A 19,113-nucleotide genomic window follows, 5' to 3' on the forward strand; every position below is an offset into this window, starting at 1 on the left:
AGTAGCGGGCTGGGACTAACGCATGAAGGACGGCACGTCGAGATCGTCGTCGCCGTCATCATCGAAGTCGCGGCCACGGCGCTCAGCGGGGCGCGAGAGGCGGTACTCGTCGTCGGCGCCGCGGCGGTACTCCTCACCGCGGAAGCGGTCCGAGGTGGTAAACAGCCCGCTGGACGGGGCCGGCTCGGCCGGCTGCTCGCGCTCGTAGGAGTGGCGTGGGGTGTACTCCTCGCGCTCGATACGCTGGGCGTCGACACGCTGCGGCTCAGCGCGGGTGTAGTCCCCACGCGGGGCCTCAGCGCGGGATGCGGCGGGGCTTTCCGCCTGTGCCTCGGCGCGGTTCTCAAAGAGGGAACCCGGGCGGGCAGCTGGGGTGGCCTGCTGGCCCGGCTGTGCAGCCTGACCGGGCTGTGCCGGCTGCGTAGTCATGTTGGCCTGGGCATCGAAGCCGGTGGCGATGATGGTGACGCGAACTTCATCACCGAGGTTGTCATCGATGATGGTGCCGAAGATGATGTTGGCGTCTTCGTCGGCACGCTCCTCCACCATGGAAGCGGCTGCATTGACCTCGTGGAGACCCAGGTCGGAGCCACCGGCGATGGACAGTAGAACGCCCTTGGCGCCTTCCATGGTCGACTCCAACAGCGGAGAGTTGATGGCCTGCTCGGCGGCGTTGAGCGCGCGGTTGTCCCCACGAGCGAAGCCGATACCCATGAGGGCGGAGCCGGCATCGGACATAACGGAGCGAACGTCCGCAAAGTCGACGTTGATCATGCCAGGAATGGTGATGAGGTTGGTAATACCCTGAACACCATTGTGCAGAACTTCATCGGCGGCGCGGAAGGCCTCGACGATGGACAGCTCCTCGCCGCCCAGCTGCATGAGGCGGTCATTCGGAATAACGATGAGGGTATCGCAGACCTCGCGCAGCTCTTCGATGCCAGCCATGGCCTGACGGGTACGGCGCGCGCCCTCAAACTTGAATGGGCGGGTAACGACGCCAACGGTCAGCGCACCCATCTTCTTCGCGATGGACGCCACGACGGGGGCCGCGCCGGTGCCGGTTCCGCCGCCCTCGCCGGCCGTCACGAAGACCATATCGGAGCCTTGGAGGGCGTCTTCGATTTCGGTCTTGTGATCCTCCGCGGAGGTCTTGCCCACCTCCGGGTTGGCGCCGGCGCCGAGGCCGCGGGTGGCCTCGCGGCCGATGTCGAGCTTGGTGTCCGCATCGGAGAAAATCAGCGCCTGGGAATCGGTGTTGATGGCGACGAACTGGACTCCCTTGAGCCCTTCTTCGATCATGCGGTTGACAGCGTTGACACCGCCGCCGCCGACGCCGACGACCTTGATGTCCGCGAGGTTGTTGCTAGATGAGATCATACGAGGGTCTCTTGCCTTTCGAATAAGCTTTTAATGTAAACGAGGAGGCGCCTCTTTTCGCGAGAGGCGGTTACATCCATCTTTAACGACAACGGGGTAATTTCGGCGCACATTTTGCCGCGTGTCGGTACCCTCAACCTCTACTTTAGGGTTGCTGACATGCGGTTTTCTTAACAAGCGCCACACCCGTCCCACTCGCGACGGACCTAGCGGCGAGTCACCAGCGTCGGGTTGGAAATGTTCCAGGAATCACCCTCGAGTTTGAGCACATCCTCGAAAGCGATCGCCTTGTTCTTGTTGTCCTCCGAGGCACCCCAAAAGATGGTCTTGTTGTCCTTGGTTCGGAACGTCAGCGAGTACCTATCCTTGACCTCGAGGGCCGATACCTTTTCCCGGATTGGAGCGGGAAGGGCCGCTACGGCATCGACGGCCGCTTGCATTTCCGGGGAACCGGAGTCGGTGTGCCCGGTGACTTCCACGGCTTCGGGCGGCGCCTCGGCTTCCACGAATTCCTTGCCGTGGTTATCCACTAGAACGGTGCTGTCACCGTCGCGCACGAAAGCCACTGCCTCATGCTCGACGATTTCAATGTGCACCGTCGAGGGAAAAGCCCGCGACACCGTTGCGCTTTCCACCCAGGGGATCTCCGCCACGCCCTGCGCGGCCTCGCGAGCGTCCAGGCGCGCAAGGTTCGCGCCCTTAGGCACGCCACTGGCCTGTTCCACATCCTCAGCCGTGACATGGTCATTTCCCGCTACCTCGAAGGACTTCACCGTGAGGATCGGGAAAAGCCACACCGCTGCGGCAGCGATCACCGCTACGAGAAGGACCGCGCCCACCACGAGCGCCCCAGCCTTTTTAGACATTCGGTTCCTTCGGCTCCTCCGCCTCGTCCTTATTCCCCAGCTCGGACAGAATCTCGCCAGCCACGTAGGTAATCGTGCCCGCGCCGATGGTCAGGACGATATCGCCGGACTGCGCCAAGGAGATGACGTCGCTGGCGGCTTCGGAGAAATCGGGCTCGAAGATAACCGGCATGTCTTCCGGCATCTTGTCGGTGATGATGCGGGAAGTAATGCCCTCAACCGGTTGCTCGCGAGCGCCGTAGATGTCGAGGACGACGGCGGCGTCGGCAAGCGCCAGCGCCTGAGCAAATTCGGCGTCGAACTTCATCGTCCGGGAGTACAGATGCGGCTGGAAGCAGGCGATGACGCACGCGCCCTCGCCCTCCGCATCCGCCTTTGCGCGGGCCGCACCGAGAACTGCGGAAACCTCCGTGGGGTGGTGCGCATAATCGTCGAAGACGCGGATGCCGCGCTCGCTTCCGCGGTACTCAAAGCGACGGCGCACGCCCGTAAAGTCGGTCAAGCCCGCGGCGAGCTCCGCCGGATCCCCGCCAGCGAGCGCACCGGCCAACAGGGCAGCGGCCGAATTGAGCACCATGTGGTGGCCGGGAACGTGCAGGTCATAGCTTAGCTCCTGCGGAGCCTGGCCCGGCAGGGTCAGGCGAACGCGGACGTGCGCGCCGACGGCAGAGACTGTCTCCTCCACAACCTCAGCCGCGAGGGGCACCGAAGAAGCAGCGTCTGCCTCGCCGCGCGCGCCATAGCCCAGCACCTGAATACCGCGCTCAGCGGCACGCTCACCGGTGGCGGCCGCCTGCGCATCCTCGAGGCAGACGACAAGGTAGCCGCCGTCGACAATGCGGTCGGCGAAGTCATCGAAGACCTGGTAGTAGCTCTCCGCGGTGCCGAAATAATCGAGGTGATCGGGCTCGATGTTCGTAATCACGGCCACGGATGGGCTGTAGCGCAAGAGCGAAGCATCGGACTCATCGGCCTCCGCCACGAAGGCATCGCCCGTACCGCCGTGTGCGTTCGTACCGGCACGGTTCAGCTGTCCACCGATAGCGAAGGAAGGATCCAGCCCCGCCTGTTGGAGCGCGGATACCGCCATGGACGTGGTCGAGGTCTTTCCATGGGTTCCGGCAAGCAGCACCTGGCGGTGGCCTTCCATCAACTCGGCCAATAGATCGGAACGGCGAATAACCGGAATACCGGCGGCGCGCGCGGCAGCGAGCTCAGGATTATCCTGCGGGATGGCGGCGAAGGAAGTCACGACAACCGTCGGCTTATCGCCGGCCATTTCAAGGTTCTCGGCCGCATGCCCAATGGCAATGTGCGCGCCCATTGTGCGGAGGACGTCAACAGCCGTCGATTTCTTAACGTCCGAGCCGGTGACGACCGCACCCCGGCTGACCAGGATGCGCGCGAGACCGGACATGCCGGAGCCTCCGATACCGACAAAGTGAACGCGGGACAGGTCCGTGGTGGAGGGGGTGTCAGTCATAGTGAAAAAATCCTTCTTTAATAAACCTGTACTGTGCGCCTAATCGCGGACGCCGGCGGCGACGCGTTGCGCGATGCGGTCAGCGATGACAGCCGCAACGTCGCCGGCCTCGCTGGCATCGGCAGCGGCACGCATGGCTGCCAGGGCCTCGGGGTGGTCAAGAATAGCGCGAACTTCTCTGATAAGGCGCTCCGAGGTCAACTCGGCGTCCGGAATCTGGACCGCGGCCCCCGCCTCCACCAATGCCCGCGAGTTCAGCGCTTGCTCGCCATTGCCGTGCGGCAGCGGCACGTAGAGCGCGGGTAGACCGGCGGCGGAAACCTCGGCCACGGTCATTGCACCGGAGCGGCACACCATGAGGTCAGCAACCGCGAGCGCGCCAGCCATGTCATCGATATAAGGCACCGCCGTGTAGTGTTCGCGCCCAGCCGGCGCCTCGTTCTTCTTGCCATAAGCATGCAGCACTTGAAAATCCCGGCACAGGTCTTCGAGTGCGCCGGCCACGGCAGTGTTGATGCTCACCGCGCCCTGCGAACCGCCGGTCACCACGATGGTCGGGCGATGTGCGTCCAGGTTCCAGTTCTGGCGAGCAGCTGCCGCCTTTGCGCCGTCGGGGTCCTCCCCCATGCCCGGCCGCACGGGGATGCCCAAGACATCCCCGGGCATCCCAGAACCTTCTTGCGCGTTAATGCCCGTGCCGCCCAAACGCACGCCTAACTTGTTCGCCATGCCGGCCAGGGCATTGGTTTCGAGAACGAAGAACGGAATGCCTAAGGACTTGGCCGCCAAATAGGCCGGGGCGGCGACATAGCCGCCGGTTCCAAAAACCACATTTGCCCCAACGTCTTTGAGTACCGCGCGGGTTTCGCGCACGGACGTGAGGATGCGCCAAGGCAGCTTCACAGCGTCAGCGTTGATCTTGCGCGGGACCGGGACGGGGGTAATCATGCGCAAATCGACTCCGCGCGCCGGCACAATATCGCGCTCCAATCCGCGTGGGGTTCCCAAGGCGGTCACCCGTGCACCGTGGCGTAAGCGCAACTCCTCCCCCACCGCGAGCGCGGGTTCAATGTGTCCGGCAGTGCCGCCACCTGCGATAACGACGGAAATCGGCGTGTCATTCATGCTCTACACGCTACCAGCGCGGCCCCGCCCTACCGACGCTCGCCGCGCCGACGCTCTCGGCGGTACTCCCGCCGCTGCTCCTCACGCGGTGCCTGCGCACGCGGCGGGCGCCCCGTCACAGCGCGTCCAAACCTTTCCTCGCGGCTGCGCTCCACCTGCCGTTGGGAGTGCTCGCGGCGCACGCGCTGAGGGTGCTTGCCCTGCGCGCGTTCGCGCGGGGCTCGGTGGGCTCCGCCGCGGCGCTCGTTGGGCGGCGTCGGCTCGGGGATGAAGAAAATGCGGTCGAAGAGCGGGCGGCCAAAGTTCTGCATCGCGGACACTTGGAGCGGCTCATGGCGCGCCACGTTGCACAGCAGACCCATCGAACCGATCGTAATCACCGCAGCCGTACCGCCCGCGGAAATCATCGGCAGCTGAATACCCGTCACCGGCAGCACGCCGATGACGTAGCCAATGTTGATGAATGCCTGCACGACAACACCGACCGCCAACGTGGCGGCCAGCAGGGACTGGAACTGATCCTGCGCGCGGGTTGCGGTACGCAACCCAAAATAGCCCAGCACGGCAAAAAGCCCGATGACCATGGCACCGCCCCATAGACCCAGTTCCTCGCCAATGATGGCGAAGACGAAGTCATTCTTCGCTTCTGGGAGGTAGAACCACTTAGCGCGCGATTGGCCGAGGCCCACGCCCCAGAAGCCGCCGTCGGCAAGCGAAAGGAAGCCCTGGTAAGCCTGGAAACCTGTACCTTGCGTGTCCTCAATGTTTCCGCGCAAGGCATCGAAGTAGGTGTGGAAGCGGTGCGAGCGGAAGCCACCGGCTAGGAAAACGGTGATCATGCCGATAGCGCCGAAGATGCCGACGACGGTGGGAACGCGCCAATCCACGCCTGCGAAAACCAGGGTAAAGACAACGATGAGGGCAAAGGATACGCCCATGCCCAAGTCACCCTGAGCAACGATAAGCACGAACATGATGCCGGCGATGATGGAGTACATCATGAATGGATCCGTCAGGCGCATCGAGCGGTGTGTTTTATCCGCCAGCGCCGAGGCACCGTACATGCCCACAGCCACACGCGCGAACTCTGAAGGCTGGAAGGCCACGCCCCCCGGCAGCATGATCCATGACTGCGAACCGACCTCCGCGCGGCCAGTACCGATCCCGGGAACGAGGACGAGGATGAGAAGCAGGATGGACAGCCCCAAGAACCAGGGCACGAGCACCCGCAGCGTGCGTGGTGACATGCGCAGGCCAATCCAGAACACAATGAGGCCGGCGACGACGAGCACGCACTGACGCAGGGCGGCTGACCACGGGCTATCGCTTTCTGAAAGGGACGTCGCCATCGACGAGGAAAAGGCCATGAGCACGCCAATGCCAATGAGTGAAAAGATGGCAATACGCAGCACCAAGTAATCGAGCCCGGGATAAGCGCGCAGGCGCTCACGGAGATCACGCAGGTGGTGTCCCAGCGTGCGTGGTGGCTTCTGGGTGCTGGTGGCAGTCACGGCTTCTGGGTGCTCCTAGCTAGCGGGCGAGACGGCGGGCAGCGGCGGCAAAGATGTCGCCGCGCTGGCTCATTCCGGTGTACATGTCCAACGATGCCGCAGCGGGCGCCAAAAGTACGGTATCGCCGGCCTCGGCGTGTTGCACGGCGGCGGCAACTGCCTGCTCCATTGCTGCTTCTGGGTCGTGGCTATCCACGATCACGACGGGGACGTGCGGCGCTTCCTTTGCTAGGGCTTGCGCAAGCACATGCTTGTCGACGCCCACCAGAACCGCCGCCTTCAACCGCGCCGCGTGGGTGCGCAGTAGGTCCGAAACGTCGGCGCCTTTGAGCTGACCGCCGGCGACCCACACCACGGAGTCGAGACCACGCATGGCTACCTCCGCGGCGTGCGGGTTCGTGGCCTTGGAATTATCGATGTAGGTCACGCCAGAGTGGCGGTGAACGACCTCTCCGCGGTGCCCCGCCACCACATAGGAGGCGAGGCCTTCGGCGATGGCCTCGGGGCGTGCGCCGGCGAGAGCGGCAACTGCAGACGCAGCGGCAGCGTCCAGCACCCCGGCTAAGCCGGCGGGCTGGATGGTGGTGACGTCCTCGACAACGGCGGCCTTCATCCCAGCGACCTCATTCACCACGAGGCCGCCGGCGCTAACTCCCACCTCACCCGCAGCGGGCTCGGCGTGGCTAAAGGCAGTCGCTGCCGGAATCGAGGAGGCGAGAGCTATAACGTGCTCGTCATCTTTGCCGTAAACGGCATGCTGGCCGCGCAGGATCTTGGCTTTGTCGGCGGCGTAGGCATCGAAGGAACCATGCCAATCCAGGTGATCATCGGCGAGGTTGAGCAGCGCTCCCACCTCCGGGCGCAGCTGGGAGGACCAGTGCAGTTGGAAAGAGGACAGCTCCGCCACGAGGATGTCCACGCGGGGCTCAGCGGCCAGGGCATCAAAGGACGAGACGCCGATATTGCCTACCGCTTGTGCGCGCTGGCCGGAGCGCTGCTCGTCGGCAGCCATGATGGCGGCGAGCATGCCGGTCGTCGTGGTCTTGCCGTTCGTACCGGTTATCGCGAGCCAGCGGCGAGGGGCGCCGAAGACCTCTGCGCGGTCGAGGCGGTAAGCCAGCTCAACATCACCGATGACCTCAAGTCCTTGGGAAGCGGCCGCGACGAGCAACGGCGAGTCGGGGCGCCATCCTGGTGAGGTCACGACGAGCGAGTACTCCGAAAGGTCGACCGCGGCCGTGTCTACGGCAGCGACGCCCAGCTCGGAGGCGATGCGGCTGCGGGATTCCGTATTGCCGTCAGCCACCGTGAGGTCCACGCCCAGGCTGGCCAAGACCGTCGCGCAACCACGACCAGATACGCCTGCGCCGGCGATAAGGACGCGGCCGGAAAGAAATTCTGAACGCGTCATGCTCCAACTCCAATGCCCGCAGCGGTCAGCCAATCACCGTAGAAGATGGCGACGCCGGCCATAGCCGCCATGGCGGCCAAAAGCCAGAAGCGGACGACGACGGCCGTTTCTGCCCAGCCACCATTCTCAAAGTGGTGGTGGATCGGAGCCATACGGAAGAAGCGCTTGCCCGTGGAGTGGAAGACCACGATTTGGATGACAACAGACACCGTCTCGATGACGAAGAGCGCGCCGATGATGATCATGAGCAGCTCGGTGCGGCTGGTGACGGAGATACCGGCAACCAGACCACCCAGCGCCAGGGAGCCAGTGTCCCCCATGAAGATCTTTGCCGGGGCGGCGTTCCACCACAGGAATCCGAGGCAGCCGCCCAAGCCCGCAGCCGCAAGCACGGCCAGATCGAGGGGATCGCGCACTTGGTAGCAGCCGGCGGCGAAGTTGGTGGCGCAGGAGTACCGGAATTGCCAGAAAGTCATCAGCGAGTAGGAGCCCATGACGATGGCCGTGACACCGGCCGCAAGCCCGTCGAGCCCATCGGTGAGGTTGACGGCATTCGACCACGCCGCGATAAGGATGTACATGAAGATCAAGAACACGATGGTTCCGATCACGGTGCCGCCGACGGCGAGGTCAAAAGTCTTCAGGTCACGGATGAAGGACAGCTTCGTGGAACCGGGGGTCAGGCCATCATCATTGGGGAAGCGCAGAACAAAGAAGCCGAAGAGCAGCGCCAGCACGAGCTGGCTGACGAGCTTTGCGGTCTTGTTGAGGCCGAGATTGCGGTGCCGGAAGAGCTTGATGAAGTCATCCGCAAACCCCACTGCGCCAAGTCCCAGCGTCAAACCAAGGACGAGGAGACCCGACGCGGTGAAGCCCTCATGCCCCGTCAGGAGCCCGTAGATGCTGGCAACGAGATAGGCCACAAGGATGCCGGCCAGGATGGCTAGTCCACCCATCGTCGGCGTACCACGCTTGCGCAGGTGGGACTTGGGACCGTCTTCACGGATCTCCTGTCCGCGGCCAGTGTCGGAAAAGTACCGGATAAGAACCGGGGTGGTAAAGATCGCCACGAGGAAGCTAACCGCACCAGCGATGATGATCTGAGTCACGAGCTTGAAGTCCTTTCTAGCGGCTAGCTGTGGTTCAGCTGTTCCGCGACCAACCAGAGGCGTTGGGCATTGGAGGCCTTAATCAAGACCACGTCCTTAACGCTACGGCTAGCCCAATCATCGACCCCTGCCGGGGCCACGCGCAGAATGCCGTCGACAGCCTTTGCAGCCGCCGCGGCATCGGCGCACACCACTGTATTTATACCCTGCTGCATAGCGGCCTTGGCCATTGCCCGGCAGTTGGGATTCTCCCCTACTGCAACTAGGTGCTCCACGTGGTATTTGGCCAAAATCTCACCGAGCTGGCGGTGAGATTTTTCCGCATCGCTGCCCAGTTCTCCCATCTCCCCCAATACTGCGATGGCACGAGCATCGGGGCGCGCGGCGGCGGTATAGGCCAAGGCGGCGATCGCCGCGCGCATCGAATCCGGGTTAGCGTTATAGGAGTCATCGATGACTGTGACGCCATCGCGGCGTGTGCGCACGTCCATCCGGTGCTCGGAGGCGAGACGATGCCCAGACAGGGCAGCAGCCACGGTGGCGGCCGATACCCCGAGCTCGATCGCTGCGGCCGCGGCAGCGAGCGCGTTGGATACCTGGTGGGAGCCAAAAACCTGCAGCTTCACGGCAACGGGCTCGGCATCCGGGCTATGCAAGGTAAAGGAGGGGCGGGCGACGTCATCGAGTTCAATATCGGTGGCGTAATACTGCGCTGCCGGTGCGCCTCCGCGGCGGTTTTCCGTGGAGTAGTACACCACCTTGGCCGCCGTGCGGGGAGCCATCGCGGCGACGAAAGGATCATCAGCGTTGAGGACGGCCACGCCGCCGTCGACAGCCTTCGGCAGTGCTTCTACGAGTTCTCCTTTGGCCTTCGCGATGTTTTCGCGCGAACCAAACTCACCAAGGTGTGCTGTGCCGACGTTGAGAACAACGCCGACGCGCGGCGCGGTGATGTTGGTCAGGTGCCGGATGTGTCCAATGCCGCGGGCCGACATCTCCGCCACGAGGTAGCGCGTGTGCTCATCGCAGCGCAGGGCCGTATAAGGCAGACCAATTTCATTGTTGAAGGAGCCTGGCGGGGCAACGGTCTCCCCCACCTCACGGAAGATAGTGGCTATCAGGTCTTTGGTGGACGTCTTTCCTGCCGAACCAGTAACGCCCACAATGGTGAGCTCCTGTTCGGCTGCAAGCCGCTGGGTTACTGCTCGGGCGAGCGCGGAGAGTGCTTCAACGACGGCCGCGGCGGAGCCATCGGCATCATTGGCATAAATGTCCGCATTGGCACCGTCGCCTTCGACGCGCCCGTGCGGCTCGACGACGATCGCCGGAACGCCCACCGGCCGCGCCGCCAAAACAGCCGCGGCCCCTTTGTCAATCGCGATGTTGGCAAAGTCGTGCCCATCTACCCGAGCGCCGGGCAGCGCCACAAAGAGACCGCCCGGGGTGACCTTACGAGAATCGAATTCGACGAACCCAGTCACTCGGGTATCTGGATCGTTGACATTATCCAGGCGGCCGCCCGTGATCTGAGCGATCTCAGCGAGGCTTAACGCAATCATGCTTGCTCCTTGGATTCTTCGTTACTCAGGGTAGTCGCAGTGGCCATGGCATCAAGGGCGCGAGCCATCTCCTCGCGGTCATCGAAGTGATGAACGGTATCGCCAATCAACTGTCCTACCTCATGGCCCTTGCCGACGACGATGACAGCATCACCCGGCTGCGCCCACGTCACGACCTCATCGATGGCCTCGGCGCGGGAGCCAACTTCTCGAATATCGGCCGACGGGTTCGCCTCGCGGGCTCCCGCCAGCACGGCAGCGCGGATGGCGGCCGGGGCTTCGGTTCGGGGATTGTCGTCGGTGACGACAACAAGGTCGGCGCCATTCGCGGCCGCCGCGCCCATAAGCGGGCGCTTGGAAGAGTCACGGTCGCCACCTGCGCCAACGACGATGCCGATGCGGCCCGCGCTGCCGTCCAACTGCGTACGCAGGGTGTCCAGCACGGCCGCGATTGCAGCCGGCTTGTGTGCGTAGTCAACCACGGCGACAAAGTCTTGGCCGCGGTCGATGCGCTCCATGCGGCCTGGGACCGCCACCTTTTCGACTCCTTCGAGGAAAACTCGTGGCTCGACTCCCACAGCGGCGGCCATTCCCGTCGCGAGTGCCGCATTGGCAATGTTGAAGGTGCCCGGCATGGGCAGGCGGAATTCATAAGTACCGGCCTGCTCACCAGAGGCGACCTTGAGTTCCACCTGCTGTGCACCGGTGACCTCGGTGCTGAGCTGGCGGCCAGTGATATCAGCCTCGCGAGCCTCCGAACCCGTCGACACCTGAATCACCGGGCGTGCAGCTGCCCGCTGCGCCATGCGACGCCCCCATTCGTCATCGATGCAAATCACTGAACGGTCGGCGGCTTGGGGGCCGTCGAAAAGCATGGCCTTGGCCTCGAAATAGTCCTCCATTGTCGGGTGGAAGTCCAGGTGGTCCTGGCTCAGGTTGGTAAATCCGCCCACGTTGAAGTGTGTGCCTTGAACTCGCCCCAAGGAAAGCGCGTGGGAGGACACCTCCATCACGACGTGCGTGACACCCTCGGAAACCATTCGCGCAAAAAGCTCTTGCAAGGTCGGCGCCTCCGGAGTGGTCAGGGAGGTCGGGACCGGCTCGCGGTTGATGCGAGTGCCCGTCGTGCCGATGAGACCGACCGAATAGCCTGCGTGCAACAGCCCCGCCTCAAGGAGGTAACTCGTCGTAGTTTTACCGGAGGTGCCTGTCACGCCGAGGATGGTGAGCTTCTGCGTGGGATGGCCATAAATCTCGGCAGAGACGGTACCGAGGATGGCGCGGATATCCTCCACCACGAGAATCGGCCGCGACTCCCCTGCTTCGACGAGAATGCGCTGGCCTTCGGCATCCGTAAGAATGGCAGCCGCCGCGGTATCTGCGGCAAACTTCGCGCCATGGACGCGTGTTCCAGGAAGCGCCGCGAACAGGCCGCCGGGCGGCAGCGTCGCAGAATTCAATCCACAGGCCCCCACAGTGATCGAGGTATCCCCGATCACCGTGCCCCCAGAAATCTCTGCTAGGCGCTCAAGGCTGGTGCTGCTTGTCACGATGCTTCCTCTTCTCTGTTGTTCTGTGCTCTAGGTGTATTTATCGGCGCTGTTGCTTTTACTCGGCACGCAAGGTCAGTTTCGGTGCTGGCGGGGAGGGCGGGATATTGTCGCGGTCTAGCAACCAGGATGCAATATCGCTGAATACGGGGGCCGCGGATTGACCGCCGGATCCGTCGTCGTTGACACCGGATTCAGGTTCATCAAGCATGACGGCGACGACGAAGCGGGGGTCGTCGGCAGGCGCAATGCCCGCGAACGTGATCCAGTACTTGGAGTTGGAATAGGCCCCAGTTTCCTCATCGACTTTCTGCGCGGTACCGGTCTTTCCGGAGAGCTGATAGCCCTCGATATTGGCGTTTCCGGCGGTGCCGTTGTTGATGCCCTGCGGGTCATCCTGGAAAACGGCGCGGAACATGTCCACGACTGTGCGCGCGGTTTCGGTGCTGACCACGCGGGTGGTCTCGGGCTCGTCCAGTTCTTCCTTCGTCCCGTCCGGCGCTGTAATCGAGTCAATGATGCGCGGCTCGATGCGCTCACCATCATTGGCCAGGGCCTGGTAAATAGATGCCAATTGCAAGGCGGTCCATGATTGGCCTTGGCCGATGGGCAGGTTAGCGAACGTTCCGCCCGACCACTGCGAGCGATCGGGAACAAGTCCCGGGGACTCGTTGGGCAGCTCGATGCCGGTAGTCTGGCCGAGGCCGAACTTCTTCAGGTAGTCGGCATACTTATCTTGTCCGAGTCGATCTGCCAACATCAGCGTTCCCACGTTCGATGACTTACCGAAGACGCCGGTCGTGGTGTAGGGCTCGACGCCGTGCGGCCAGGCATCGTTCACAGTCACGCCGGCCATGTCGATGGAACCGGGCACCTGCAGAACCTCATTAGGGTCAGTAAGCCCCTCTTCAATGGCTGCTGCGGCGGTGATGATCTTTGCCACCGAGCCTGGCTCGAAGGGGTGCGAGACAGCAAGGTTATCGAAGGTCTTATCCTTGTCCAGCTGCTTTTCGATGTCCTTGTTCGGATCAACCGTTCCAGTATTTGCCATCGCCAAAACCTGGCCGGTAGCTGCGTCCAAGACGACTGCCTCGGCGCTCTTCGCCTTCGAGTTGGCCTTCGCCTTCTCCAGCTTTTGTTGCACGTAAGTCTGCAAGTCGAGGTCCAGCGTCAGCGTCACGTTCTTGCCGTCGGTGGTGGGCACCTGATCGCGGAGAGTACCTGGGATGACCTGGCCGCTGGCGGAAACGTCTTCCGTCGAGCTGCCATCGATTCCCGTGAGGGTGGTGTCTCCGGAAGCTTCGAAACCGAATTGTCCCTGGCCATCCATGGATACCTTGCCAATGACGTTCTCAGCGATCGATCCGTTGGGGTACTGGCGGATTTGCTGTTCATCGGCAGCCAGGCCGTGGTATTCCTCAGCGATGGCTACCGCGACATCCGGGTCGACGTTGCGCACGAGAACCTCGTACTGGGTATCGGCACGGAGCTTATCCATGATCTGCTCCGAATCCACGTCGCCAGCGTCGATGCCCGCTTCCTTCAGCTTGTCCGGGATTCCCTTCGACATGTCGGTGAGCCTCTCTGTCACCTTGTCGTCGAGGTAGGTCTTCTTTGCGTCGGGCGCTAGGGACGCAAACTCGGCCTCGTCGGAGGCCTTCTGCTCTTCCTGTTCACGAAGCTCATCGCGCAGGCGGGTCGGTGACACAGTCAAGGACCGAGCGCGCATGGTGTAGGCCAAACGCTGGCCATCGCGAGCAAGAATCTCGCCACGCCCAGCGGTATCCACATAAACACGAGTTCGCTGTTCTGCGGCCTTCGCTGCCAAGTCTGGGCCCCACACGATCTGCACCCATGCGAGGCGCCCCATCCACGCCAGCATGACGACGAGTAGTACCGCCGCAATGACATGAACGCGACGGTGCATCGTCTTTTGCTGGCTCATAAACGGCTTGCCGGTACGCGGGTTTCGGGAACGGGTCGCGGGAACGACGCGGTCGGCGTCGTAACGCTGCCGTGGTTGGTGAGAGGTACCGCGCGGTTGGGCGGCACGGGCGGCGGAAACGCGCCTCGGGCGCCGGCCACCTGAGTGTGGTGGGGTCACACGTCACCTTTCTATCTGCAGCGAGGATGGGTATTTGAACAGCTAAACATCGTGCCCCCACTGGTGCGGGGGTGGAGATGAACTCATCCCGAATTGTGCCCTATGATCGCCGCCCGTCCACGCAGGCACGCGCGGAGCGGGAAGGGATTCTACCCCCGAGCGGCGTAAGGAGCCTGAGCTGGGATGTCCGGCAGCTCTACGTTTCCTTCACCCGACTGACCTCCCTCGGAGTTGTCTCCCGAACGTGAATCATTCGGGGAAGAGCTCTCACGCTCGCCCTGCCTTCCGTTGAGATTCGGGCGGGCGTTCAGGTTGTCGGACATGTTGGCGGTCGCGTTCGGGTCACTGGAAGCCTGTCCCGGGCGGACCGGCTCGCCGTTGACATCGATGACCGATTCCATATCCGGAGTTGCCTCACGCTTTTGTTCCACGTTGCCGTCCGGACCGACTTCCACAACGCCCGGCTGGACCGGGATACCCATCTTGGCTTCGTGGGCACGGCGGGCAACATCGGAGGCGGAGCGAACATTTTCCAAGTCTCGGTTGAGAGTTTCTAGCTGGTTATCCAGCGTGGATTCCTGGGCGGTAAGCTCCTGAATCTTGAAAGTCTGGGACGTCGACAAGCCCGAAAGCCACATGGCCGCAGCCACACCAGCGATAAGTAGGCCGATGGCAATGAAGGACAGGCGGGCGAAAAGACCAGTGACCCGAGTGGGCTGCACAACACGGCGCCCACGATTACTCACTACCTGCTTCGACCCAAGGCGGTTTCCCCGCAGGCTGGTTGCACCCCGTCGTGAGGGCACTGTGCCGCGATGCGGAGTGCGGCTGGGCAGCGGCGTGGTACGGCGACCCCGCTCAAGCAGTGCGGTCCCCTGCCCCGAGACGTCGGCTCCAGTAGTGAAATCGCGGCTAGCGCCCATGGTGTGGGTCCTCTCGTGGTCGCGGCGGTCGGTTGCCTGTGCAGTGCGGTCTCTCAACGTCATGGCCTACCTCCCGGTTCATGAAAAGACGGGGTCCCTTCAAGACGCTCGAGAGCGCGCACCCGGACGGATGCCGCCCGCGGGTTCTCCGCAATCTCTTCCTTGCTCGCCTTCTCGGCCCCACGCGTCACAATGGAGTAGTGCGCCGCGGTGCCCGGGAGATCCATGGGCAGGCCCGCCGGTGTGGTCGAGGTGCTGAGTTTGGTGAAGGCATGCTTGACGATGCGATCTTCGAGCGACTGGTAGCTCATGAACACCGCGCGCCCACCAACGGACAGGGCATCCGTGATTACGGGGATAACCTGCTCAATCGCTTCAAGCTCGCGGTTGACCTCGACGCGCAAAGCCTGGAAGGTTCGCTTCGCAGGGTGGCCGCCGGTGCGGCGAGTTGCCGCCGGGATAGCGGCGTACAACAGCTCAACTAATCGCGCGGAATTGCTGAAAGGTTCCTTTTCCCTTTCTTTGAGCACAGCGGACGCAATCTTGCCGGCGAAGCGCTCATCACCATAAGTTTTGAGGATGCGGGCAAGCTCGCCGTGACTATACGTATTCAGAATGTCGGCGGCCGTCATTTCCTGGCGTGGGTCCATGCGCATATCCAGCGGCGCGTCGGTCTTGTACGCAAATCCGCGGTCGACCTGATCGAGCTGCATGGATGACACACCAAGATCAAACAGCGCCCCGGCAATGCCGTGCTCCCGCGCGATAGAAAAAATTTCGTGCTCGCCCTGCGCAATGGCGCTGCCCACCTCGTCGAAGCGCGCGTTGACGGCGACGAAGCGGTCAGCGAAGGGACTGAGACGGCGAGAAGCATTGCTCAAGGAAGCGGAGTCACGATCCACACCAATGATGCGTGCGGCGGGAAAGCAGTTGAGGAAGTACTCACTGTGGCCGCCGGCGCCGAGGGTGCCGTCGACAATCACTGCGTTCTCCCCTGCCGCTTCAACCGCTGGGGCGAGCAGCTGAGCCATGCGCGCACGCATGACGGGGACATGGCCATGGTTGTCATTCACGTCGTAGGTAATAGTGCCATTGCGGTCCACAGCTGCTGTCCCCCTTTCCGTTCAGGCGCCTGAGGCTGCTGTCTGATGTGGTCGATAAAAAATCGAGTGCGTATAGGGCCCTGTCCGAGGAAGGGTTCTGATGTCGGGGAAGTACACCAGCTCATCCTCCTCGGGCAGAGTCCGTACACGCACTCTCGGTGCACCGGGCTAGCCCTAAAGCAGTCCGGCAAGTACGTCATCGGCGTCTGCCGCCGAGTAAGCGTCTTCAGTTTGCGCCTGGTATTCAGCCCATGCGGCTGCGTCCCAGATTTCGAGGAAGTCGACCGAGCCCACAACCACGCATTCCTTCGTCAGGTTTGCGTACTCACGGTGGCCTGCAGACAGCGTGATACGCCCGTGCCCATCGGGACGCTGCTCGTCCGCACTCGCTGCCAAGTTACGGATGAACGCACGTGCGTCCGGGTTGGTACGAGACACAGCCGCAGCCTTCCTGGCTCGTGCCGCGAACTCCTCGCGCGGGTACACCGCAAGCGAGTGATCCTGCCCCTTGGTGACCATGAGGCCACCGGCCAGTTCTTCGCGAAACTTCGCTGGAAGCGTAAGCCGCCCTTTGTCATCGAGCTTGGGAGTGTAGGTGCCGAGAAACATCCCCGGGTCCACCTTCCTGTCACTCGAAAACTCCGGATTCCTCTCGCGACAAGAGAACAACTCTCCTCCGCTGCGCCCCACTCTACCCCACTTTCCCCCACCACCAACACCTTTAGCACCCCACCCTCCCGCGTGTCACAATAAATCCCCAGATAAAAGGATGTTTTTCCGGTGGGAAGTTTTCCCGGCGCCCCCTTGACATACCGCTAAAGTAGGGACCCTCCCCGGGCAATCACCCACGCAACTTCCACCCCTTAGAAACTAAATCTCCTCACCAGCCCCAGAATCCTGCAACTTTGCCCGCCCCACCCCCAACAAAACCGCCAGCGGCACCCAGGCTCCAGCCCCCAGCCCACACGCAGTGGGTGAAAGTGGGGAATTGAGGGAAAGCGACCAAAAGCGCCGCCACCACCGCCTCCCTTTTTAGAAACGCCGCGTTCCTATGATAGAAACAGTGTGTTGCCATCTTGAGAACCACGGGATGGCGCTCCATTAGTTTTCTTCACCCACTAGGAAGATCCCCTATGTATCTAGCTTGGCGCGAGATGCTCTTCGCGCGTACCCGATTCATCCTCATGGGCGTTGTCCTTGCCCTCATGTCCATGCTCGTCGTCATCATCTCCGGCCTCACAGCAGGTTTGGTCAACGACGGCGTCTCCGGACTAAAAGCAATGGATGCCGACGTCGTCGCTTTCGCCGACGGCACCCAGAAAGACTCAGCTTTCACCCGCTCGGTTGTCGATGCCTCTGATAGCGAGTCCTTCGCTCAGCACGACGGCGTGGAAGAAGCCGCTCCTCTTGGCCTGACCATCGCCAATGCCCATAACCAAAACGGCACGGCAGTGGACCTGACCCTGCTGGGAGTAGAACCGGACTCCTTCGTGGCACCGGCAGGTTTGCCCGCACTTGACACCAACCGGGTCGACGGCCAGCCCAGCAACACCAAGCACGACATCATCGTCTCCTCCACCCTGCACGATGAGGGCATCGAGGTCGGCGACACCATCACGCTCGATCGCTTGGATATCCCGCTGAATGTCGTTGGGTTTACCGATAACCAACGCACCTTCGGACACGTGGACGTGGCCTACCTTCCGCTCGACATCTGGCAAGAGATCCACGCTGGCGGTCGCCACGGCGAAGCCGTGAACCCAGACGCTTATGACGAAGCCTCCGTCATCGTCGCCCGCACGTCAGACAAGCCGGACACCGAGGCCCTCTCGGAACAGTCCGGCCTGGATGTTCGAACCCTCAAGGAAAGCTTCGACTCCTCCCCCGGCTACACCGCCGAGATGATGACCTTATCCATGATCACGTGGTTCCTGTACGTCATCGCCGCACTCGTGACCGGCGCCTTCTTCCTCGTGTGGACCATTCAGCGGGCCGGCAATATCGCCACCCTCCGCGCGATGGGCGCGACCAAGGGTTTCTTGTTGCGCGATAGCCTCGGCCAGGCAGTCGTCATCCTTGTCTTGTCCATCCTGGCGGGTGCGCTTGTCGCCGTCGGCCTGGGCAGCCTCCTGGAGCAGACTGCCATGCCTTATGCCACCGAATTCAGTTCCGTCATCAGTGGCGGACTCATCCTCTTCGTCGCTGGTCTGCTCGGCGCTTTCATCGCCGTTATCCGTGTCACCCGAACCAACCCCCTCGCAGCCCTAGGAGAAAACCGATGAGCCCAGCTTTAGAACTAAAAGACGTCACCGTCAGCTACACCGATGGCGATTCGCAGGTTAAGGCACTCGATTCCGTCAATCTCAGCATCGATCCCGGCGAATTCGTTGCCGTGGTCGGACCATCAGGTTCCGGCAAGTCCACGCTGCTCGCTGTTGCGGGCGCATTGACGACGCCCGATTCCGGCCAGGTCCTCGTTGCGGGCGAGGACATCGTGCAGCTTGGCGACGCCCAACTGGCACAGATCCGCCGCAACCACATCGGCTTCGTCTTCCAGTCCACCGGAAACCTTCCTTCCGCGTTGACTGCGGAGGAACAGCTCGAGCTGGCCAGCAAAGTCATTGGTAAGACTGGGCGCTATTCCAGCACTCAACTCCTCGACAAGGTTGGCATGAAACATCGCGCCAAGCACCGCCCGGGCGGCTTGTCCGGCGGTGAACGGCAGCGCGTTGGCATCGCGCGTGCACTCGTTGGCAACCCCCAGGTGCTGCTTGTCGACGAACCCACCGCAGCCCTAGATCGTGCACGCTCCCAGGAGATCGTTGCGCTCTTGGCAAAGGAATGCCACGACTTTAACGTCGCGGGCGTCATGGTCACTCACGACTACGAGGTTCTCGATCACTGCGACAAGGTCTATGAGATGGTCGACGGCCGCTTAACACCGGCCACCGCATCCGCCCAGCGATAAGCAAAGAATGCGCAGCTTAAC

General features: G+C 62.6%; 15 protein-coding genes. 2 read left to right on the forward strand and 13 right to left on the reverse strand.

Annotated features, from left to right (window positions below):
* Positions 1-15: 15 nt before the first annotated feature.
* The 13 genes from ftsZ to mraZ all read right to left on the reverse strand — a co-directional run bounded on the left by ftsZ (position 16) and on the right by mraZ (position 16,733).
* Positions 16-1,380: a cell division protein FtsZ gene (gene ftsZ, locus HMPREF2792_RS10020; RefSeq protein ID WP_070533309.1), complete on the reverse strand. Its 1,365-nt coding sequence runs from the start codon at positions 1,378-1,380 to the stop codon at positions 16-18.
* A gap of 206 nt (positions 1,381-1,586) precedes the next feature.
* Complete coding sequence (locus tag HMPREF2792_RS10025; RefSeq protein WP_070533311.1) at positions 1,587-2,246, reverse strand: cell division protein FtsQ/DivIB; 660 nt, start codon at positions 2,244-2,246, stop codon at positions 1,587-1,589.
* Positions 2,239-3,729 carry a UDP-N-acetylmuramate--L-alanine ligase gene (gene murC, locus HMPREF2792_RS10030; RefSeq protein ID WP_070533313.1) on the reverse strand — a complete coding sequence of 497 codons (1,491 nt, stop codon included), beginning with the start codon at positions 3,727-3,729 and terminating at the stop codon, positions 2,239-2,241. The genes HMPREF2792_RS10025 and murC overlap by 8 nt, the downstream gene beginning before the upstream one ends.
* Before the next feature lie 39 nt (positions 3,730-3,768).
* Positions 3,769-4,854: an undecaprenyldiphospho-muramoylpentapeptide beta-N-acetylglucosaminyltransferase gene (murG, locus tag HMPREF2792_RS10035; RefSeq protein WP_070533315.1), complete on the reverse strand. Its 1,086-nt coding sequence runs from the start codon at positions 4,852-4,854 to the stop codon at positions 3,769-3,771.
* 29 nt (positions 4,855-4,883) lie between these two features.
* The gene (locus HMPREF2792_RS10040) at positions 4,884-6,365 is read right to left on the reverse strand and encodes an FtsW/RodA/SpoVE family cell cycle protein (protein WP_070533317.1); all 1,482 of its coding nucleotides are present in this window, start codon (positions 6,363-6,365) and stop codon (positions 4,884-4,886) included.
* 19 nt (positions 6,366-6,384) lie between these two features.
* On the reverse strand, positions 6,385-7,776 hold the full coding sequence (gene murD, locus HMPREF2792_RS10045; RefSeq protein ID WP_070533319.1) for a UDP-N-acetylmuramoyl-L-alanine--D-glutamate ligase: 1,392 nt from the start codon (positions 7,774-7,776) through the stop codon (positions 6,385-6,387).
* Positions 7,773-8,885: a phospho-N-acetylmuramoyl-pentapeptide-transferase gene (gene mraY / locus HMPREF2792_RS10050; RefSeq protein ID WP_070519857.1), complete on the reverse strand. Its 1,113-nt coding sequence runs from the start codon at positions 8,883-8,885 to the stop codon at positions 7,773-7,775. Before mraY ends, murD begins: the two co-directional genes overlap by 4 nt.
* A gap of 23 nt (positions 8,886-8,908) precedes the next feature.
* A complete protein-coding gene (murF, locus tag HMPREF2792_RS10055; RefSeq protein ID WP_070533321.1) occupies positions 8,909-10,444 on the reverse strand; it encodes a UDP-N-acetylmuramoyl-tripeptide--D-alanyl-D-alanine ligase in 1,536 nt (511 codons plus the stop codon).
* Positions 10,441-11,994, reverse strand: a complete 1,554-nt coding sequence (locus HMPREF2792_RS10060; protein WP_070533323.1) for a UDP-N-acetylmuramoyl-L-alanyl-D-glutamate--2,6-diaminopimelate ligase — start codon at positions 11,992-11,994, stop codon at positions 10,441-10,443. Before HMPREF2792_RS10060 ends, murF begins: the two co-directional genes overlap by 4 nt.
* Positions 11,995-12,052: 58 nt before the next feature.
* Positions 12,053-13,921: a peptidoglycan D,D-transpeptidase FtsI family protein gene (locus HMPREF2792_RS10065; RefSeq protein ID WP_070533325.1), complete on the reverse strand. Its 1,869-nt coding sequence runs from the start codon at positions 13,919-13,921 to the stop codon at positions 12,053-12,055.
* A 326-nt stretch (positions 13,922-14,247) separates the two neighbouring features.
* Positions 14,248-15,084: a cell division protein FtsL gene (locus HMPREF2792_RS10070; protein ID WP_070519849.1), complete on the reverse strand. Its 837-nt coding sequence runs from the start codon at positions 15,082-15,084 to the stop codon at positions 14,248-14,250.
* Positions 15,081-16,124, reverse strand: coding sequence for a 16S rRNA (cytosine(1402)-N(4))-methyltransferase RsmH (gene rsmH / locus HMPREF2792_RS10075; protein WP_070533327.1), 1,044 nt, complete (start codon positions 16,122-16,124; stop codon positions 15,081-15,083). Before rsmH ends, HMPREF2792_RS10070 begins: the two co-directional genes overlap by 4 nt.
* Before the next feature lie 174 nt (positions 16,125-16,298).
* Entirely contained in the window at positions 16,299-16,733 is a 435-nt protein-coding gene (gene mraZ, locus HMPREF2792_RS10080) for a division/cell wall cluster transcriptional repressor MraZ (protein WP_010190539.1), read from the reverse strand.
* Positions 16,734-17,257: 524 nt separating this feature from the next.
* On the opposite strand from mraZ, the gene HMPREF2792_RS10090 reads away from it, so the two are divergent.
* Positions 17,258-18,406 carry an ABC transporter permease gene (locus HMPREF2792_RS10090; RefSeq protein ID WP_070533330.1) on the forward strand — a complete coding sequence of 383 codons (1,149 nt, stop codon included), beginning with the start codon at positions 17,258-17,260 and terminating at the stop codon, positions 18,404-18,406.
* Positions 18,403-19,092 carry an ABC transporter ATP-binding protein gene (locus tag HMPREF2792_RS10095; RefSeq protein ID WP_070533332.1) on the forward strand — a complete coding sequence of 230 codons (690 nt, stop codon included), beginning with the start codon at positions 18,403-18,405 and terminating at the stop codon, positions 19,090-19,092. Before HMPREF2792_RS10090 ends, HMPREF2792_RS10095 begins: the two co-directional genes overlap by 4 nt.
* Positions 19,093-19,113: the final 21 nt, after the last annotated feature.

Origin of the sequence: Corynebacterium sp. HMSC068H04 (assembly GCF_001811255.1) — a bacterium.
Taxonomy (GTDB): domain Bacteria; phylum Actinomycetota; class Actinomycetes; order Mycobacteriales; family Mycobacteriaceae; genus Corynebacterium; species Corynebacterium hesseae.